The following is a 14,960-nucleotide window of genomic DNA, read 5'->3' as shown; positions in this document are numbered from 1 at the left end:
GGCGCGGAGGCGGTAGCGGAGCGTGACCACGGAAAAACCCGGGAACAGCGCCGTAAATCGAATACCGTGACGGCCGCGGCGGGTGGCGTCGCGGCGGCGGATCCGACAGCGACGGATTCAACCGCTCCGGAGGCTACTGAAGCCCCGGAGGTGCAGGCCGCCCGTGGGGTCGCGGTGGGCGGGACCGACGCCGTACATGCTTCGATGGATTCCAGCATGCCACGCGAAACCGGCCTGTCACGCGGTCCGGCGGCGGCAATCGCGGCGAGTGTGCGTGACGGCTCGCTGACGCCGACCGAAACCGTCGATACCGCCCTGGATCTGATCGCCGCCGAGAACCGAAAGACGAATGCGTTCACGGTCGTTCGCTCCGCTAAAGCACGGGCCGAGGCACTCGCGCTGGAACAGCGTTCCGATCTGGATCTGCTGCCGCTGGCGGGTGTGCCCATCGCGATAAAACACAACATCGCGGTCGAGGGTGAATCGGTTCTCGCCGGTTCCACCGCGACCGACACCCGTCCGGCGACCGCCGACCATCCGGTGGTGTGCAGGCTGCGGGCCGCGGGCGCGGTGGTGGTCGGGCTGACCGCGGTCCCCGAACTGGGCCTGTGGGGTACGACCGAGAGTGAGGGCCGCATCGGTCGGAACCCGTGGAATTCCGCCCGCAGCTCCGGTGGCTCGTCCGGCGGTTCGGCCGCGGCCGTGGCGGCCGGGCTGGTGCCGGTGGCGCACGGCAACGACGAGCTGGGGTCGGTGCGCATTCCCGCGGCCTGCTGCGGGGTGTTCGGGCTGAAGCCGGGGCGGCATACCGTACCGGCCGAGGTAGGCGTCGATTCCTGGTCCGGGATGGTCGAAAACGGTGTGCTCGCAACGACAGTCGGCGATGCCGCGCTCATGCTGTCCGTGCTGGCCGCACGCCCGGACCTAGCCGAGTTGGAGCCGCCGGGCCGACTACGCATCGGGCTGGCCGTGGCGCCACCGTCCCGGATGTTCCGGGTCGATCGGCACTGGACCGCGGCGGCCCGCACCGCTGCTTCGGCCGCCGCCGCGGCCGGGCACCTGGTGGAATCGGTGACACTGCCCTACGGCGAATCGCTCGTTTCGGTCGGCCTGCGCTGGTTGGCATTCGGCGCGCGGGAGGCCGCGAATCTCATCCGCCCCGAACGTCTGCAGCGGCGCACCCGCCGCCACATCGCACTCGGTCGGCTCGTCCAGCGGCTGCGGCTGGTGCGCCCGGCCCAGGTGGACCGGGTCGAGGCGCAACTGCTGGATTTCTTCGAGCGCTACCACGTGGTGATCACCCCGACGCTGGCCGCGCCGCCACCGCGGGCCAGGGCCTGGCACACCCTGGGCTGGCTCGCGAATGTTGTTATCAGCGCTCGGTATTCACCGTTCACACCGCTGTGGAATCTGGTCGGCTGGCCCGCCGCGTCAATCCCGATGGGAATGCATCCGAGATCCAAAACTCCGGTCGCCGCCCAACTCACGGCACCGCCCGGCAGTGAATCGATCCTGCTGCGCCTCGCGGCTCAACTCGAGTCGATCCACCCCTGGAAGCGAACGGTGAACGACTAACCCGCGATCGCGGGCTGATGCTGCACCGCGAAACCACCGTCCACCGCGCGTGCGGCGAATTCGAGGATGGTGGGCCGGTTGTCGTCGGCGCGCCAGGCCACCGCGAGTTCGCACGGGGCGAGTCCGGCGAGCGGGCGAGCGGTCAGACCCGGCCAGCGGTACATCGGCACATTGTTCTCGGCCAGCAGGCAGACGCCGAGGCCGAGGCTTACGGCCTCCAGCTTGTCCTCGGGGGTCGCCGCTTCGGCGCCGATCTTGGGCTGACGGCCGTTGCGGGCATCGTTGCCGAGCCAGAAGTCGCGCACCGCACCGGCTTCGGTGGGCAGTGCGATGAACGGTTCGTCCAGCAGGTCGGCGAAGTCGATGGTGTCGTTCTCGGCCAGCGGATGGTTCTCCGGCAGCAGCACCCAGCGCGGCTCGGTGCGCAGCACCTGCCAGCGGAATCGGTTCGGATCGGGTAGCGGAAGCCAAACCAGGGCGAGGTCGGCCTGTCGACCGGCCAGACCACTGGACGGGTCGGTCCAGGAGGCGGCGTGCAGCGCCAGCCGGTGCCCGCTCGCGCTCTCCAGATCGTTGAGCAGCCCGCGGCCGAGCGCGGATTGGATGCCGACGCGCAGCACCTCACCCGCCTCCTGCAGGGAGACGTTGGTGACCTCCCACAGCTCCAGGATCTTGCGGGCGCCTTCGAGCAACTCCTTACCCGCGACGGTCAGCGCGACGCTGCGCTGGTTGCGGTCGAACAGGACCACATCGAGCTGGCGTTCCAGCTGACGAATCTGACGCGACAGGGTGGGTTGAGCGATGTGCAGCCGCTGAGCGGCGTTGGTGAAATGCAGTTCCTCAGCGACGGCGACGAAATACCGCAGGTCGCGCAAATGCGGGTCCATAGCCCCTTGCTATCAGAATCGGTCCTGAATTTCCAGCCTATTAAGGCCGGAAAGTCTGGATACGGCAGCCGAAACAGTCGGCAGGTTTGTTAGACACAGCATATGGCTTGTCATGGTCATTTGCATCATCGACTCCGCGAATCTCCAGCACTCGCGACCCGCGCTGCCGCGTGCAAGTTAATTGGGCATATGACCAGCAACGATACGGCGACGAGTGGGTCTGTGGACCGCGCCGGGGGGTGCTGAAGTGTGGCCGGTCACTGTCGGGAAACGGCCCGCAACGCGGGTGATGCCGTTACGGGCGGGTTGAGTGATGTTAGTCACAATTGTGTTTTGCTGTCTCGTTCGAACGGTCCGGGGACGGCCGTCGCGGGGGGTATTCGAATGCGCGAAGGCGCCGTGGTCATGACCCGACCACGGCGCCTTCATCGACCGCTCAGAGGCTGCGTGCCCGATCCTCGTAAGCCTTGCGCTCGGCCATATCCACATCGTCGAGGAAGGCATTGCTCGAACCCAGCGCCCTGGCCAGTCCATCGGCCACCGGCTCGGGCAGCAGATTCACCAGCTGCGACAGGAACCCGGCCACCGCGGTCACCCGGACCTTGGACTTCGGCTCGGCGATCAGCGCGACGATCGCATCGGCGATCTCCTCCGGTTCGGCCGGGCGCAGCAGCTTCGGACCGCTCACGCCGGAGCCGAGTTCGGTATTCGTCAGCGTCGGCAGCACCGAGGAGAACGCGACACCCGAACCCCGGTACTCCTCGCGCAGGGTGTCGGTGAAGCCGAGCACCGCATGCTTGCTGGCGTTATAGGTCGCCAGGCCCGGGATATGCGTCTCGCCGGCGAGCGAGGCGATATTGATGATGTGCCCGCGCTCGCGCGCCAGCATGCGGGCCAGGCCCAGCTTGGAGCCGAGGATCACGCCGTAGACATTGATGTCCAGAATGCGACGGGTGATCTGATCCGGCTCGTCGGCGAATCTGCCGGTCGGCATGATGCCCGCATTGTTGATCAGCACGTCGATCGGTCCGACGGTGCGCTCGACCTCGTCGAGAAAGCTCTCGAACGAGGTGGGATCGGTGACATCCAGCCGTCCATACAGCTCGAAATCGCGGGCGGTGCCGGACTCCTTGACCGTGGTCTCGTCGATATCGCCGATCGCGATCTTGGCGCCGAGCGCCTGCAGTGCGGTCGCCGTGGCCAGTCCGATGCCGCGCGCGCCACCGGTGATGACGACGACCTTGCCGTGAATCTTCGCCCCGTCTGTCACCTGTTGTCTCCCTTGAGTTTCAGAATTGCCGCAATGTCGATGCGCCGCAGACCACGAGCTCCCGCGGCACGCATCGCGCCGAGCCCGAACAGCACCTTCGGCATCTGGTACGGGAACCAGAGCAGTTCTTTCTGCTGGGTCGGCAGGATCGGCGTGGTGATCGCCTTCTGCCTGCAGTACTTGCGAACTCCGTTCGGGCCGCCCCAGCGTGCGCCAACGCCGGACTGTCCCCAGCCACCCATCGGCAGCGCGAAGCTGAACAGGTTGACGAAGACGTCGTTGATATTCACCGCGCCGGCTTCGAGGGCACGCGCCACGCGTTCGCCGCGCTCCTTATCGCCGGTCCAGACCGAGGCCGAGAGGCCGTAGATCGAATCATTGGCCAGCCGAACGGCTTCCGCCTCGTCGGCGACCTTGATCACCGGCAGGGTCGGGCCGAAGGTCTCCTCGGTAATGCAGGACATGGTGTGGTCGACATCGACGAGCACGGTCGGTTCGAACAGGGTGCCCACACCGGTGCGCTTGCCGCCGGTGGTCACCTTGGCGCCCGCCGCGACGGCCTCGTCGACATGCCGCTGCACGATCTGGACCTGGTTCTCGTTGGCCAGCGCGCCCACGTCGTATTTGGACTCGCGACCGTCGAGACCCTGGCGCAGATTCTCGACCGCATCGGTGAGCTTGGCGACGAATTCGTCGTAAACCGGAGCCTCGACATACACCCGCTCCACCGAAATGCAGACCTGGCCCGAGTTGAACATGCCGCCGAAGGCGATGCCGTGCGCGGCCCGATCCAGATCGGCGTCGGCGAGCACAATCGCGGGATCCTTACCGCCCAATTCCAGGCTGTAGGGAATCAACCGCTCGACACAGGCGGCGGCGATCTTGCGCCCGGTCGCGGTCGAACCGGTGAACTGGATGTAGTCGGCATTCTCGACCACCGCGGCACCGGTCGCACCCGCGCCGGTGACCACGGCGAAAACCGGCGGCGCACCGATTTCGGCCCAGCCCCTTGCCAATTCGATCGCCGAAAGCGGAGTCACCTCCGACGGCTTGAGGATCACCGCGGCACCGGCGGCCAGCGCCGGGATCACATCGATGACCGGCATGGCCAGCGGGAAGTTCCACGGCGTGATCACGCCGACCACCGGATACGGCTTGTACACCGTGGTCAGCTTCTTGACCCGGGCCAGCGGGCTGTGCGGCGAGGGATGGTCGTCGGCGAGGAATTTCCCGGCCCGGCGCGCGTAGTAGCCGATGAGATCGGTCGAGAAGGCCGGGTCGATCAGCGCGTCCACGCGAGGTTTGCCCGCCTCGGCCTGCAGCACATCGGCCAGATGCTCGGTGTTGTCGATGATCCAGTCCTGCAGCTTCAGCAGCCATTCCTTGCGCCCGTCGGGGCCTATGGCCTCCCATTCCGGCTGGTACAGGCGCAATTCGCGGATCTTGGCCGCGACCGCGTCGGCGCTCTCGTCCGGCACGGACCCGACCACCGCCCCGGTGCCCGGATTGCGTACCTCGATCAGTGCCGGAGCGGTGTCCGATTCGCGGCGCGCCCGGGGCGCTCCGTGGTCACGCTCCGCTACCGCCTCCGCGCCCGTCGCTCGCGCCGCGTCTTCTTTCGCCGTTGTCTTACGCGCAGTTTTCTTCTCGGCCGCGCCGGGCACCGTATCGGTCACGCTGTTCTCCCACTGACGTTGTGCTGATCGCTGTGAATCAGTTCACTGACCTATGATCGTGGCACAAGGTTCTCGGACTTTCTTGGCCCGATTTGTCAACGAATGAGGCCGTTTTTGTTCTCTGAGCACAATCTGGAGATTTCATGACCACCGGCCGCCCGGCGGCGATCAGCCCGAATAGCGCGGTCGTCCGCGATTGGCTGGCCGAATACGTCTACGAGACCATGCGCACCCGGGCTCTCGAACAGGTCGTCGATCGCCTAGACAACGCGATCATCGCGCATATCCCGGAACTCGCCGATCGCGATATGCGCCGCGACCTGGCCGCGAGCACCCGCGCACACGCGCGGGTGGTGCTGGCCAATCTCACCAGCGACACCATCGAATTCGCCCTGCCGGAGGAGGCGCACGCCTTCGCCCGAACCCTCGCCCGGCGCGGTTACGACCTGCGGCTGCTGCTGCGGACCTATCACGTCGGGCAGGAGGCGGTACTCGACTACATGACCGACGCCGTCGACGAACGGCAGCCGCCGCCCGAGATCGAGCGGGCGGTAATGCTGCGACTGTTCGAGCGTTCCACCAGATGGGTCAGCATTTCGGTGGAGACGCTCACCGATACCTACATGGAGGAACGCGAGCGGGTCATGCGCGCCGCGCTCAACCGGCGCACCGAAATCGTGCGCGCCCTGCTCGCCGGTGACGAACTCGATATCGACCAGGCCTCGGTCCGGCTCGGCTATCGACTTGCCAAGCAGCACTTGGCATTTGTGCTGTGGACCGATGAGAGCACCGGTGAGCCGGACAGTGAGTCGAGCGGGCTACTGGATCGGGTCGCGACGCGATTGGGCACGGCGCTCGGCAGTGGCCATGTGCTCACCGTGGCCTCCGGCGCGAGCGGCATGTGGGCCTGGGCGGGTTTGGACGACGACGTACATGCCGCCGAATTGGCGGCGCCCGGGGAGATCGAGCGAATCGTGCACGGTCAGGTCGAGCCGCCGGTGCGGGCCGCGTTCGGGGTGCCCGCGCCGCAGGCCGCCGGGTTCCGGCAGAGCCATCGCGAGGCCGTCGCGGCCAGGCACGTCGCCGAGCGCGGTCCGGCGGATCGAGCGCGGGTCACCGCGTATCGCGAGGTGGAGATCGCTTATCTGGCGGGCGCCGACGACGCGGCCATGCGCGGTCTGATCGGGCGCGAATTACGCGCGCTGGCGGGCCGTGATGTCAATGCCACACGACTGCGCGAAACACTGCACGCATATCTGAAAAGCCATCGCAGCCCGGAGGCCACGGCGAAATTACTCGGTGTGCACAAGAACACGGTCCGCTATCGGATCCAGCGGATCGAGGACCTGCTCGGCCATCCGATCGAAGCGCGCAGCCTGCCGCTGGAGATCGCACTGGCCTGCGTCGCCACCTACGGCGCAGACGCCCTACCTTGAAACGCTACGAACTACTCCGCCTCCGCGACCTGGCGTAGTGGCGGTTCGGTGACCGGTGCGACCCGCACATCCGGCAAATCCGCGAGCAATTGCGTGGTCGCCGCCGCGATGGCGTTCACCGCCTTGTCGACGGCTGCCTTGGTGGTGGTGCTCAGGCCGGACACGCCACCGACCGTACGCACATACTGCAGTGCGGCAGCATAGATTTCCTGCTCGGTAGGCGCAGGATCCAGGCCACGAAGGAGGGTGATGTTGCTACTCATGGGAGCACACTACTGCCCATTGTCGGGGTAAGGCAGGCCAAGAAACAGATCCGATGAAGCCGATCGATTACACAGGTCCATCCAAGATCGATGGTGAACAATCGGGGGTATGCCTGCCCGCGGTGTACCCACCTTGACAACATTCCCCTACGACGAGCTCGACAAGCGGGAAGAGGACCACTGGTCCGGCGCGGCGGTATCGGATGACGAACTGCGCGCGCTCGCACTCGGCGGCTTCTATTCGGCGCGCTGGGACGCCTTCCACGATGCGCTGCTGCTCGGTCCCGAGCGCGACCATCCGCTCGGTGACCGGCGTGAACTCGCCATCGATACGCTCACCGGCGCATGGGGCATCACCGACGGCACCGAGGCGCAGGCCTCCATGGAGCAGCTGCTCGAAGGTATGCACTCGCCGCTGTACGCGATGGTGCATCCACTGGTGATGGCATCGATCAATGCCAGTGAACGCGACCGGTTCGGTGAGCGGGCCGATCGGCACCGCGCCTTCCTGCGGCAGGTGGGCTCGTTCCGGGGGATGGACAATCCGGAAGCGCTGGTCCGCGATTACGACATCTGGTCGCAGGCGATCAAAATCGGTTTCACCGATCATCTGGCCCGTCCGCTGCCGAGCGATATCCATGCCTGGGATCTGGCCCGGGTGGTCGCGGTGGCCCGAATGGCCTTTACCGCGGGTTATCTCGACGCCGAGCTGGCCTGGGATTATTTGATGCGGGCGCTGCCGCTGGCTCAGCGCAAATACCAGAATTGGCGCCAATTCGGTGATGCCTACCTGACCGGCTGGACCTACTGGCAGGCCTGTGAGGATCTGGCCGAACTCAAGAACGGCGGCGTGGATCGGCGCATGGAGCTGCTACGCCTGTGGTTGCGTCCGACCAGCCCGTGGCGGCGGATCACGCTGCAATCAGTGCCCGTCGGGGAGTGAGCGCAGGATCCCACGGCCGTAGCGCTGGAACTGTCCGTCATCGACCATGCCGAGAGAATGCCGCTCCACCAGCAATTCCCATTCGGAATAGAGCTGCGCGACGCCCGGATCGGCCGGTCCGGCCGCGCCGTCGGCCGAATCGCGCCGGACAGCGAAATTCACCGCGCAGGTGACGCGCTCGGTATCGGCGCGATCGGTGCCGGTGAAATGCAACGTGACGTTTCCGTCGTGCACATCGATACCGGTCTCGCCGCGCACCGGGCCGATCTCACCGGGTGTCGTCACGGCGCCGTCGGTGGTGCGCGCCCACATGACGACCGGAATGGGTAGCTCGTGGGCGTACCTGTCGCCGGGGCCGATGGAGATGAACAGCAGCCGTCCGGTGGTCGCGGCCAGCAGGCCGGGGCCGGTGCCTGCGGGCGGATGTGCCACGACGATGGCGGTCTCCAGCACGTATTCGTCGATGGTGACGTAACGATGCAGGGCGGCTATCGCCGCCTTGGCTTCGCGTTTGGGGGCCATCCGCCGCACGGCTCGATCGACATCGGCTCTGGTCGGCCCGCTCTTACCCCACTGCGGGGCGGGCGGCTGCAGGTCAGGTGCGGCCACATCGATGCGCTGGCTGGCCAGGATCTGACCGTTGATGCGCTCGACGATCTCGGCGGCCGCGGGGAAATCGTGTTCGGCTATCAATACCGGTAGCGGGGTGCGGTCGGCGGGCACACCGGTGAGCACGGGCGTGGGATAACGCAGATAGATCTCGATGACGACGGCGTCGTCGGCGCGGCGGTTCAGTCGAACCTTGAGCAGATCGGTGACCGGCACATCGAGGACGCGTTCACCATCGCTGCCCGGGCGTAGAACGATCAGTCGTCCACGGCCGTGCCGCAGTATCGCTGTGGGTGTCCGTAGCTCAACTATGTCCATACCCCCTGCGCTCTGTTTGATTCGCGGTGCTCCCGGGGCCCTACGTGGTTACGCAAGCTACCGCCTTCGGGCCCGTCGCTCGCACCGCGGCTATGTGTCGTCGCTCACGATAGGCCGAACATGACATGATTGTGACCACTTGGCGTAACCCGACCGGAGACTTCGGGAACCACGGACGTTCCCCGACCGTTTACCTGTCGAACTACACCAGCTGCCGAACTGCGCGATGTATCGACTAGACCGTACGCGGTAACGTGGCATGTCCGCATCCGAACAACCGGACGGGACGCGCCCGACGCCACGCTAGGCATGCACCGGAGACACCCGGAAAGGACTGGCCGCCCGGCCTAAGCTCTATGAACCGCAAGACTGTGTTTCGCACCCTGGCCATAGTCTCGGGCATTTTGCTCGTGATCTATGCGTTCAGCTATTTCGGCAATGACACGCGCGGCTGGAAGAGCGTCGATACCTCGGTGGCGTTGAGTCAGCTGAACGACAAGAGCAACGTCAAGAACGTCCAGATCGACGATCGCGAGCAGCAGCTGCGCATCGAGCTGAACAACGGGAACGACGCCACTTCCGGCTCCAAGAAGATCATTGCCAAGTATCCGGGCGGCAGTGAGACCTCCAACCAGGTCTTCGACACCGTGCAGAAGTCCGGCGCGCCGTTCAACACCGTGGTCAAGCAGGACAGCTGGTTCACCCAGATCCTGCTGTTCGTGCTGCCGATGGTGATCTTGTTGGGCTTGTTCATCTTTGTGATGTCGCGCATGCAGGGCGGTGGTCGCGGCGGCATGATGGGCTTCGGTAAATCGAAGGCCAAACAGCTGTCCAAGGACATGCCCAAGACCACCTTCGCGGATGTGGCCGGCGCCGACGAGGCCGTCGAAGAGCTCTACGAAATCAAGGACTTCCTGCAGAACCCGGTCCGCTACCAGGCACTGGGCGCGAAGATCCCGAAGGGCGTGCTGCTCTACGGCCCGCCCGGTACCGGTAAGACCCTGCTGGCGCGCGCCGTCGCGGGCGAGGCCGGGGTGCCGTTCTTCACCATCTCCGGTTCGGACTTCGTCGAAATGTTCGTCGGTGTCGGTGCCTCCCGTGTGCGCGACCTGTTCGAACAGGCCAAGCAGAACAGCCCGTGCATCATCTTCGTCGACGAGATCGACGCGGTCGGCCGTCAGCGCGGCGCCGGTCTCGGCGGCGGTCACGACGAGCGCGAGCAGACCCTGAACCAGTTGCTCGTCGAGATGGACGGCTTCGGCGATCGCACCGGCGTCATCCTGATCGCCGCGACCAACCGCCCCGACATCCTCGATCCGGCGCTGCTGCGTCCGGGCCGGTTCGACCGGCAGATCCCGGTCAGCAATCCGGACCTGGCCGGACGGCGCGCCATCCTGCGGGTGCATTCGCAGGGCAAGCCGATCTCGCCCGAGGCCGATCTCGACGGTCTGGCCAAGCGCACCGTCGGCATGTCCGGCGCGGATCTGGCCAATGTCGTCAACGAGGCCGCCCTGCTCACCGCACGTGAGAACGGCGCGGTGATCTCCGGCGAGCAGCTCGAGGAATCGGTGGATCGCGTCGTCGGTGGACCACGCCGCAAGAGCCGCATCATCAGCGAGCACGAGAAGAAGATCACCGCCTACCACGAGGGCGGCCACACCCTGGCTGCCTGGGCGATGCCGGATATCGAGCCGGTCTACAAGGTCACCATCCTGGCCCGCGGCCGCACCGGCGGCCACGCCATGACGGTGCCCGAGGACGACAAGGGCCTGATGACCCGCTCGGAGATGATCGCCCGCCTGGTCATGGCGATGGGCGGCCGCGCGGCCGAGGAACTGGTGTTCCACGAGCCGACCACCGGCGCGTCCTCGGATATCGACCAGGCCACCAAGATCGCGCGCGCGATGGTCACCGAATACGGCATGAGTGCGCGGCTGGGTGCGGTGCGCTACGGCCAGGAGCAGGGTGACCCGTTCCTCGGACGTTCTATGGGCATGGGTTCGGATTACTCGCACGAGGTTGCCGGTGCCATCGACGAGGAGGTGCGCAACCTCATCGAGGCCGCGCACACCGAGGCGTGGGCCATCCTCAACGAGTACCGTGATGTGCTCGATGTGCTCGCCACGGCGCTGCTGGAGCGGGAGACCTTGCACCGCAAGGATCTCGAGGAGATCCTCGCCGCAGTGGACAAGCGTCCGCGCATCACCGCGTTCAACGATTTCGGCGAGCGCGTGCCGTCGGATAAGCCGCCGGTGAAGACTCCGGGTGAACTGGCCGCCGAACGCGGCGAGCCGTGGCCCCCGCAGGCGCCGTCGCTGCCGCAGTTGCCGCAGCGTGAACCCGCCGCGGCCAATGGCTATCCGGACGGCGGTTATCAGGAACCGCGCTACGGCGGCGGTCACCCCCAGCAGCCCGCGCCCGGTTACCCGGTGCCGCAGGCCCCGTCCCCGGCTTATCCGCGACAGGGCGCGACGCACGGCTCGCGGCCGGATTACGGTGCTCCGGCCGGTTGGTCCGCCCCGGGTTGGCCGCCGCGCGACGAGCCGCAGCAACAGTCGGGTCAGCCCGGCCACGGCGGCTGGCAGGGTGAGCCGCAGCCGCGCCACGGCTACCCGCAGCCGCAGCAGCCATGGGGTCAGCCGGGCCGCGGCAACGACGCCTATGACGAGCCCGCCAACGGCACCGGGAATAACGAGGGCGAGAACCACGATTGGGATGGACCGAACGGTCGGCACTGACACGTGCCGATTAGGCTCGACCATCTGGGTGCGGGGAGATTGCTCGCGCCCGAGATTTTGGAGGTGTCCTCGATTGTCGGCCAACAATCACGTCGGTGGGCCCGGGCATGTGAGCGGCGGTGCCGTTGCGAATGCCAATGCTTTCGACGAATTCGACGAACCGGTCAAGTACAACGGGGCGGGCCCGGCCGAGCCGGATCTGATCGCACTGGAGACCGGCAGTCCGTTCGATCAGCCCCGCGCCGAGGCCGCGATCCGGGAATTGCTGATCGCGGTCGGTGAGAATCCGGACCGGCCCGGCCTGATCGATACGCCCGCACGGGTGGCCCGCGCCTATCGGGAGATGTTCGCCGGGCTCTTCACCGAGCCGGATGCGGTGCTGAACACCACCTTCGACGAGGGGCACCAGGAACTGGTGCTGGTTCGCGATATCCCGCTGTATTCGACCTGTGAGCACCATCTGGTGTCCTTCCACGGCGTCGCGCACGTCGGCTACATTCCGGGCCCGCACGGCCGGGTGACCGGACTGTCCAAACTGGCCAGGCTGGTCGATCTGTACGCCAAGCGTCCGCAGGTGCAGGAGCGGCTGACCAGCCAGATCGCAGATGCCGTCATGCGCAAGCTGGATCCGCGCGGCGCCATCGTCGTGATCGAGGCCGAGCACCTGTGCATGGCCATGCGCGGTATCCGCAAGCCCGGCGCCAGCACCACCACCTCCGCCGTGCGCGGTCTGCTGCAGTCCAACGCCGCCTCGCGGGCCGAGGCCCTCGATCTGATACTGCGGAAGTGAGGCACCGCGCGGTGTCGACCCACGCCCCCGATCCCCTCCGGAGCAGTGTCGCGCCGCGCGATAGTCGCTCCTGCGTGGTGATGGGCGTCGTGAACGTCACCAGCGATTCGTTCTCCGACGGCGGCCGCTATCTCGATCCGAGCCTGGCCATCGCACACGGCATCGAGCTGTACGAGGCGGGCGCCGACATCATCGATATCGGTGGCGAGTCGACCCGGCCCGGTGCGGTGCGGATCGACCCGGAAACCGAGGCCGCGCGGGTGGTTCCGGTCATTCGCGGCTTGGTAGCTGCCGGGGTGCCGACCAGTGTGGACACCATGCGGGCCGGTGTCGCCGAGGCGGCGATCGCGGCCGGAGTGTCGGTCGTCAACGATGTCTCCGGTGGCCGCGCCGATCCGGATATGGTGAAAGTCGTTGCGGCAGCTGAGGTTCCGTGGATCCTCATGCACTGGCGGGCGGGCGCGGACTATCGGCACACCGGTCCGGCCGACCATTACGACGATGTGGTCGCCGAGGTGCTCGCCGAATTGACCACGCAGGTGGATCTGGCCGTAGCGGCCGGTGTGGATCGGTCCCGGCTGGTACTCGATCCCGGCCTCGGTTTCGCCAAGAATGCTGAACACAATTGGGCGCTGCTCGGCGCGCTACCCGAATTGGTCGGCCACGGGCTGCCGATTCTCATCGGCGCCTCCCGCAAACGATTCCTCGGCGCCCTGCTCGCCGATGCCGCGGGCCCGCGCCCGCCCGACGGCCGGGAGACCGCCACCGCGACGGTGTCGGCGCTGGCCGCCCTGCACGGCGCCTGGGGTGTCCGCGTCCACGATGTGCGCGCCTCGCTGGATGCTATTGCCGTGACCGACGCCTGGCTGCGTGCCGCCCGAAACAGTACCCGAGGAGCCGATCTATGACCGCAGCATCGCGCAGCGATTCGATGAGGGCTGGTGGCCTGGAGCCGGGTGGGCCCGAGCTGGACCGGATCGAGCTGCGCGGCCTGCGCGCCTATGGCTATCACGGCTGCTTCGACTACGAACGCCGCGACGGCCAGGAGTTCCTGGTCGATCTGACGGTATGGACCGATTTCGCCGCCGCCGCGGCCACCGACGACCTCGCGAACACCATCGACTACGGCGCCCTCGCCGAGCGCGCCGTGCAGATCATCCAGGGCCCGCCGCGCAATCTCATCGAGAAGGTGGTCGCCGAGATCGCCGACGATGTGATGACCGATCCCCGCATCCAGTCGGTCGAGGTCGTCGTGCACAAACCGTCCGCGCCGATTCCGCATACCTTCGCCGATGTCCGCGTGGTCACCTCGCGGCAGCGGGGAGTGGAGCCATGAGCGAGCGCAGCGAGCGAATCAACAACACAGCGTCCCCGACGATGGCGGAACCGAGCGCCAGCGAGGTGCAGCCATGAGTCGCGCTGTCTTGTCGATCGGCTCGAATCTGGGCGATCGGCTCGCACATCTGCGCAATGTTGTCGAGGGGTTGGGGGATCGGGTGGTCGCGGTTTCGCCGGTGTACTCGACTGCGCCATGGGGCGGGGTCGAACAGTACGACTATCTCAATGCCGTTGTGCTGGTTGATGATCCGGAGTTCGGCGCGCACGATTGGCTGCGCCTCGGGCAACAGTTGGAGCAGGCTGCCGGGCGGGTGCGCGAGGTGCGTTGGGGCGCACGCACTCTCGATGTCGACGTGGTGTGGTGTGCCGAGGGCGGCGCGGTCTGCCGCAGCGACGATCCGGAATTGACCCTGCCGCATCCACAGGCACACAGCCGGGCCTTTGTGCTCATCCCCTGGCTGGATGTGCAGCCGGACGCGGAGCTCGATGTCGATGGAACCGCCCGGCCGGTGCGCGACCGGCTCGCCGAACTCGACGCGGCCGAACGCGCCGGAGTCCGGCCGACCGAATTCGTGCTGTCGGCCGCGGAGGGATCGGCGTCGTGAAACTGAAGCCGACCCGGATTCTCGATCTCATCGCCAATGTCGTTATCGCGGCGCTCATCGCCTGGGTGCTCACGCGGATGGCCTATGGCAGTTTCCCGCCGATCTCGATTTACGCGGGCGCATCGCTTTATCCGGTCGCCGCGATCGAAGTTGCGCTCGGCTTCGTAATTCGCGGACGGGTCAGTGAACACCAGATCGGCGACGGCAGCCACCAGTTGCATCCGATCACCGCAGCCCGCGCGGTCGCGCTGGCGAAGGCGTCCGCGCAGGTCGGCTCGCTGGCCGCCGGTGTCTGGCTGGGTTTCCTTTTCTGGGTCTATCCGCAGCGGGACACCTTGAATGCGGCGGGTGCGGATAGTCCCGGCGCCATTGTCGGGATGCTGGCGGGGGTGGCTTTGGTAGCTGCGGCGCTGTGGTTGGAGTATTGCTGTCGGGCTCCGGAGGACCCTTCGGATGATCCAGCAACGACTTAGCAAATAATCCCGTCGGAATCACCGCGCGGGAATCTGGGC

At 66.7% G+C, this 14,960-nt stretch carries 14 protein-coding genes; 9 read left to right on the top strand and 5 right to left on the bottom strand.

Going from position 1 to position 14,960, the window contains the following annotated elements; genetic code table 11:
* The first annotated feature begins 204 nt into the window (after positions 1-204).
* Positions 205-1,575, top strand: a complete 1,371-nt coding sequence (locus ACZ60G_RS19480; protein WP_465811607.1) for an amidase — start codon at positions 205-207, stop codon at positions 1,573-1,575.
* Here the strand turns inward: ACZ60G_RS19480 and ACZ60G_RS19475 are convergent.
* From ACZ60G_RS19475 to ACZ60G_RS19465, 3 genes are all read right to left on the bottom strand, one after another.
* A complete protein-coding gene (locus tag ACZ60G_RS19475) occupies positions 1,572-2,462 on the bottom strand; it encodes a LysR family transcriptional regulator (protein ID WP_465811444.1) in 891 nt (296 codons plus the stop codon). The genes ACZ60G_RS19480 and ACZ60G_RS19475 overlap by 4 nt on opposite strands.
* Before the next feature lie 436 nt (positions 2,463-2,898).
* The gene (locus ACZ60G_RS19470; RefSeq protein ID WP_465811443.1) at positions 2,899-3,732 is read right to left on the bottom strand and encodes an SDR family oxidoreductase; all 834 of its coding nucleotides are present in this window, start codon (positions 3,730-3,732) and stop codon (positions 2,899-2,901) included.
* Positions 3,729-5,252, bottom strand: a complete 1,524-nt coding sequence (locus ACZ60G_RS19465) for an aldehyde dehydrogenase family protein (protein WP_465811606.1) — start codon at positions 5,250-5,252, stop codon at positions 3,729-3,731. The genes ACZ60G_RS19470 and ACZ60G_RS19465 overlap by 4 nt, the downstream gene beginning before the upstream one ends.
* Before the next feature lie 299 nt (positions 5,253-5,551).
* Here ACZ60G_RS19465 and ACZ60G_RS19460 point away from each other — a divergent pair, with 299 nt between their 5' ends.
* A complete protein-coding gene (locus tag ACZ60G_RS19460) occupies positions 5,552-6,844 on the top strand; it encodes a PucR family transcriptional regulator (protein ID WP_465811442.1) in 1,293 nt (430 codons plus the stop codon).
* 11 nt (positions 6,845-6,855) lie between these two features.
* On the opposite strand, the gene ACZ60G_RS19455 is transcribed toward ACZ60G_RS19460, so the two are convergent.
* A complete protein-coding gene (locus tag ACZ60G_RS19455; protein WP_063042800.1) occupies positions 6,856-7,107 on the bottom strand; it encodes a DUF2277 domain-containing protein in 252 nt (83 codons plus the stop codon).
* Positions 7,108-7,216: 109 nt separating this feature from the next.
* Between ACZ60G_RS19455 and ACZ60G_RS19450 the strand changes: the two genes are divergently transcribed.
* Positions 7,217-8,050, top strand: a complete 834-nt coding sequence (locus ACZ60G_RS19450) for a DUF1266 domain-containing protein (protein ID WP_465811441.1) — start codon at positions 7,217-7,219, stop codon at positions 8,048-8,050.
* Here the strand turns inward: ACZ60G_RS19450 and ACZ60G_RS19445 are convergent.
* Entirely contained in the window at positions 8,030-8,977 is a 948-nt protein-coding gene (locus ACZ60G_RS19445; protein WP_387294235.1) for a hypothetical protein, read from the bottom strand. The genes ACZ60G_RS19450 and ACZ60G_RS19445 overlap by 21 nt on opposite strands.
* Positions 8,978-9,333: 356 nt before the next feature.
* Here ACZ60G_RS19445 and ftsH point away from each other — a divergent pair, with 356 nt between their 5' ends.
* The 6 genes from ftsH to ACZ60G_RS19415 all read left to right on the top strand — a co-directional run bounded on the left by ftsH (position 9,334) and on the right by ACZ60G_RS19415 (position 14,921).
* A complete protein-coding gene (ftsH, locus tag ACZ60G_RS19440) occupies positions 9,334-11,715 on the top strand; it encodes an ATP-dependent zinc metalloprotease FtsH (RefSeq protein ID WP_465811440.1) in 2,382 nt (793 codons plus the stop codon).
* A 199-nt stretch (positions 11,716-11,914) separates the two neighbouring features.
* Positions 11,915-12,505, top strand: coding sequence for a GTP cyclohydrolase I FolE (gene folE / locus ACZ60G_RS19435; protein WP_040686186.1), 591 nt, complete (start codon positions 11,915-11,917; stop codon positions 12,503-12,505).
* Positions 12,506-12,585: 80 nt separating this feature from the next.
* Complete coding sequence (folP, locus tag ACZ60G_RS19430) at positions 12,586-13,413, top strand: dihydropteroate synthase (RefSeq protein WP_465811605.1); 828 nt, start codon at positions 12,586-12,588, stop codon at positions 13,411-13,413.
* Between the two features lie 23 nt (positions 13,414-13,436).
* Positions 13,437-13,841: a dihydroneopterin aldolase gene (folB, locus tag ACZ60G_RS19425; protein ID WP_465811604.1), complete on the top strand. Its 405-nt coding sequence runs from the start codon at positions 13,437-13,439 to the stop codon at positions 13,839-13,841.
* 73 nt (positions 13,842-13,914) lie between these two features.
* Positions 13,915-14,448: a 2-amino-4-hydroxy-6-hydroxymethyldihydropteridine diphosphokinase gene (gene folK / locus ACZ60G_RS19420; protein ID WP_465811439.1), complete on the top strand. Its 534-nt coding sequence runs from the start codon at positions 13,915-13,917 to the stop codon at positions 14,446-14,448.
* 2 nt (positions 14,449-14,450) lie between these two features.
* Entirely contained in the window at positions 14,451-14,921 is a 471-nt protein-coding gene (locus tag ACZ60G_RS19415) for a DUF3180 domain-containing protein (RefSeq protein ID WP_387294284.1), read from the top strand.
* The last annotated feature ends 39 nt before the right edge of the window (positions 14,922-14,960 follow it).

This window comes from Nocardia sp. NPDC102475, assembly GCF_055584605.1.
This window is presented reverse-complemented; position numbering and strand designations above follow the sequence as displayed.

Coding starts and splice junctions, on each gene's coding strand:
- ftsH (WP_465811440.1), top strand. CDS start 9,334: ATGAACCGCAAGACTGTGTTTCGCACCCTGGCCATAGTCTCGGGCATT.
- ACZ60G_RS19445 (WP_387294235.1), bottom strand. CDS start 8,977: ATGGACATAGTTGAGCTACGGACACCCACAGCGATACTGCGGCACGGC.
- ACZ60G_RS19450 (WP_465811441.1), top strand. CDS start 7,217: ATGCCTGCCCGCGGTGTACCCACCTTGACAACATTCCCCTACGACGAG.
- ACZ60G_RS19475 (WP_465811444.1), bottom strand. CDS start 2,462: ATGGACCCGCATTTGCGCGACCTGCGGTATTTCGTCGCCGTCGCTGAG.
- ACZ60G_RS19480 (WP_465811607.1), top strand. CDS start 205: ATGGATTCCAGCATGCCACGCGAAACCGGCCTGTCACGCGGTCCGGCG.
- folB (WP_465811604.1), top strand. CDS start 13,437: ATGAGGGCTGGTGGCCTGGAGCCGGGTGGGCCCGAGCTGGACCGGATC.
- folP (WP_465811605.1), top strand. CDS start 12,586: ATGGGCGTCGTGAACGTCACCAGCGATTCGTTCTCCGACGGCGGCCGC.
- ACZ60G_RS19455 (WP_063042800.1), bottom strand. CDS start 7,107: ATGAGTAGCAACATCACCCTCCTTCGTGGCCTGGATCCTGCGCCTACC.
- ACZ60G_RS19460 (WP_465811442.1), top strand. CDS start 5,552: ATGACCACCGGCCGCCCGGCGGCGATCAGCCCGAATAGCGCGGTCGTC.
- folK (WP_465811439.1), top strand. CDS start 13,915: ATGAGTCGCGCTGTCTTGTCGATCGGCTCGAATCTGGGCGATCGGCTC.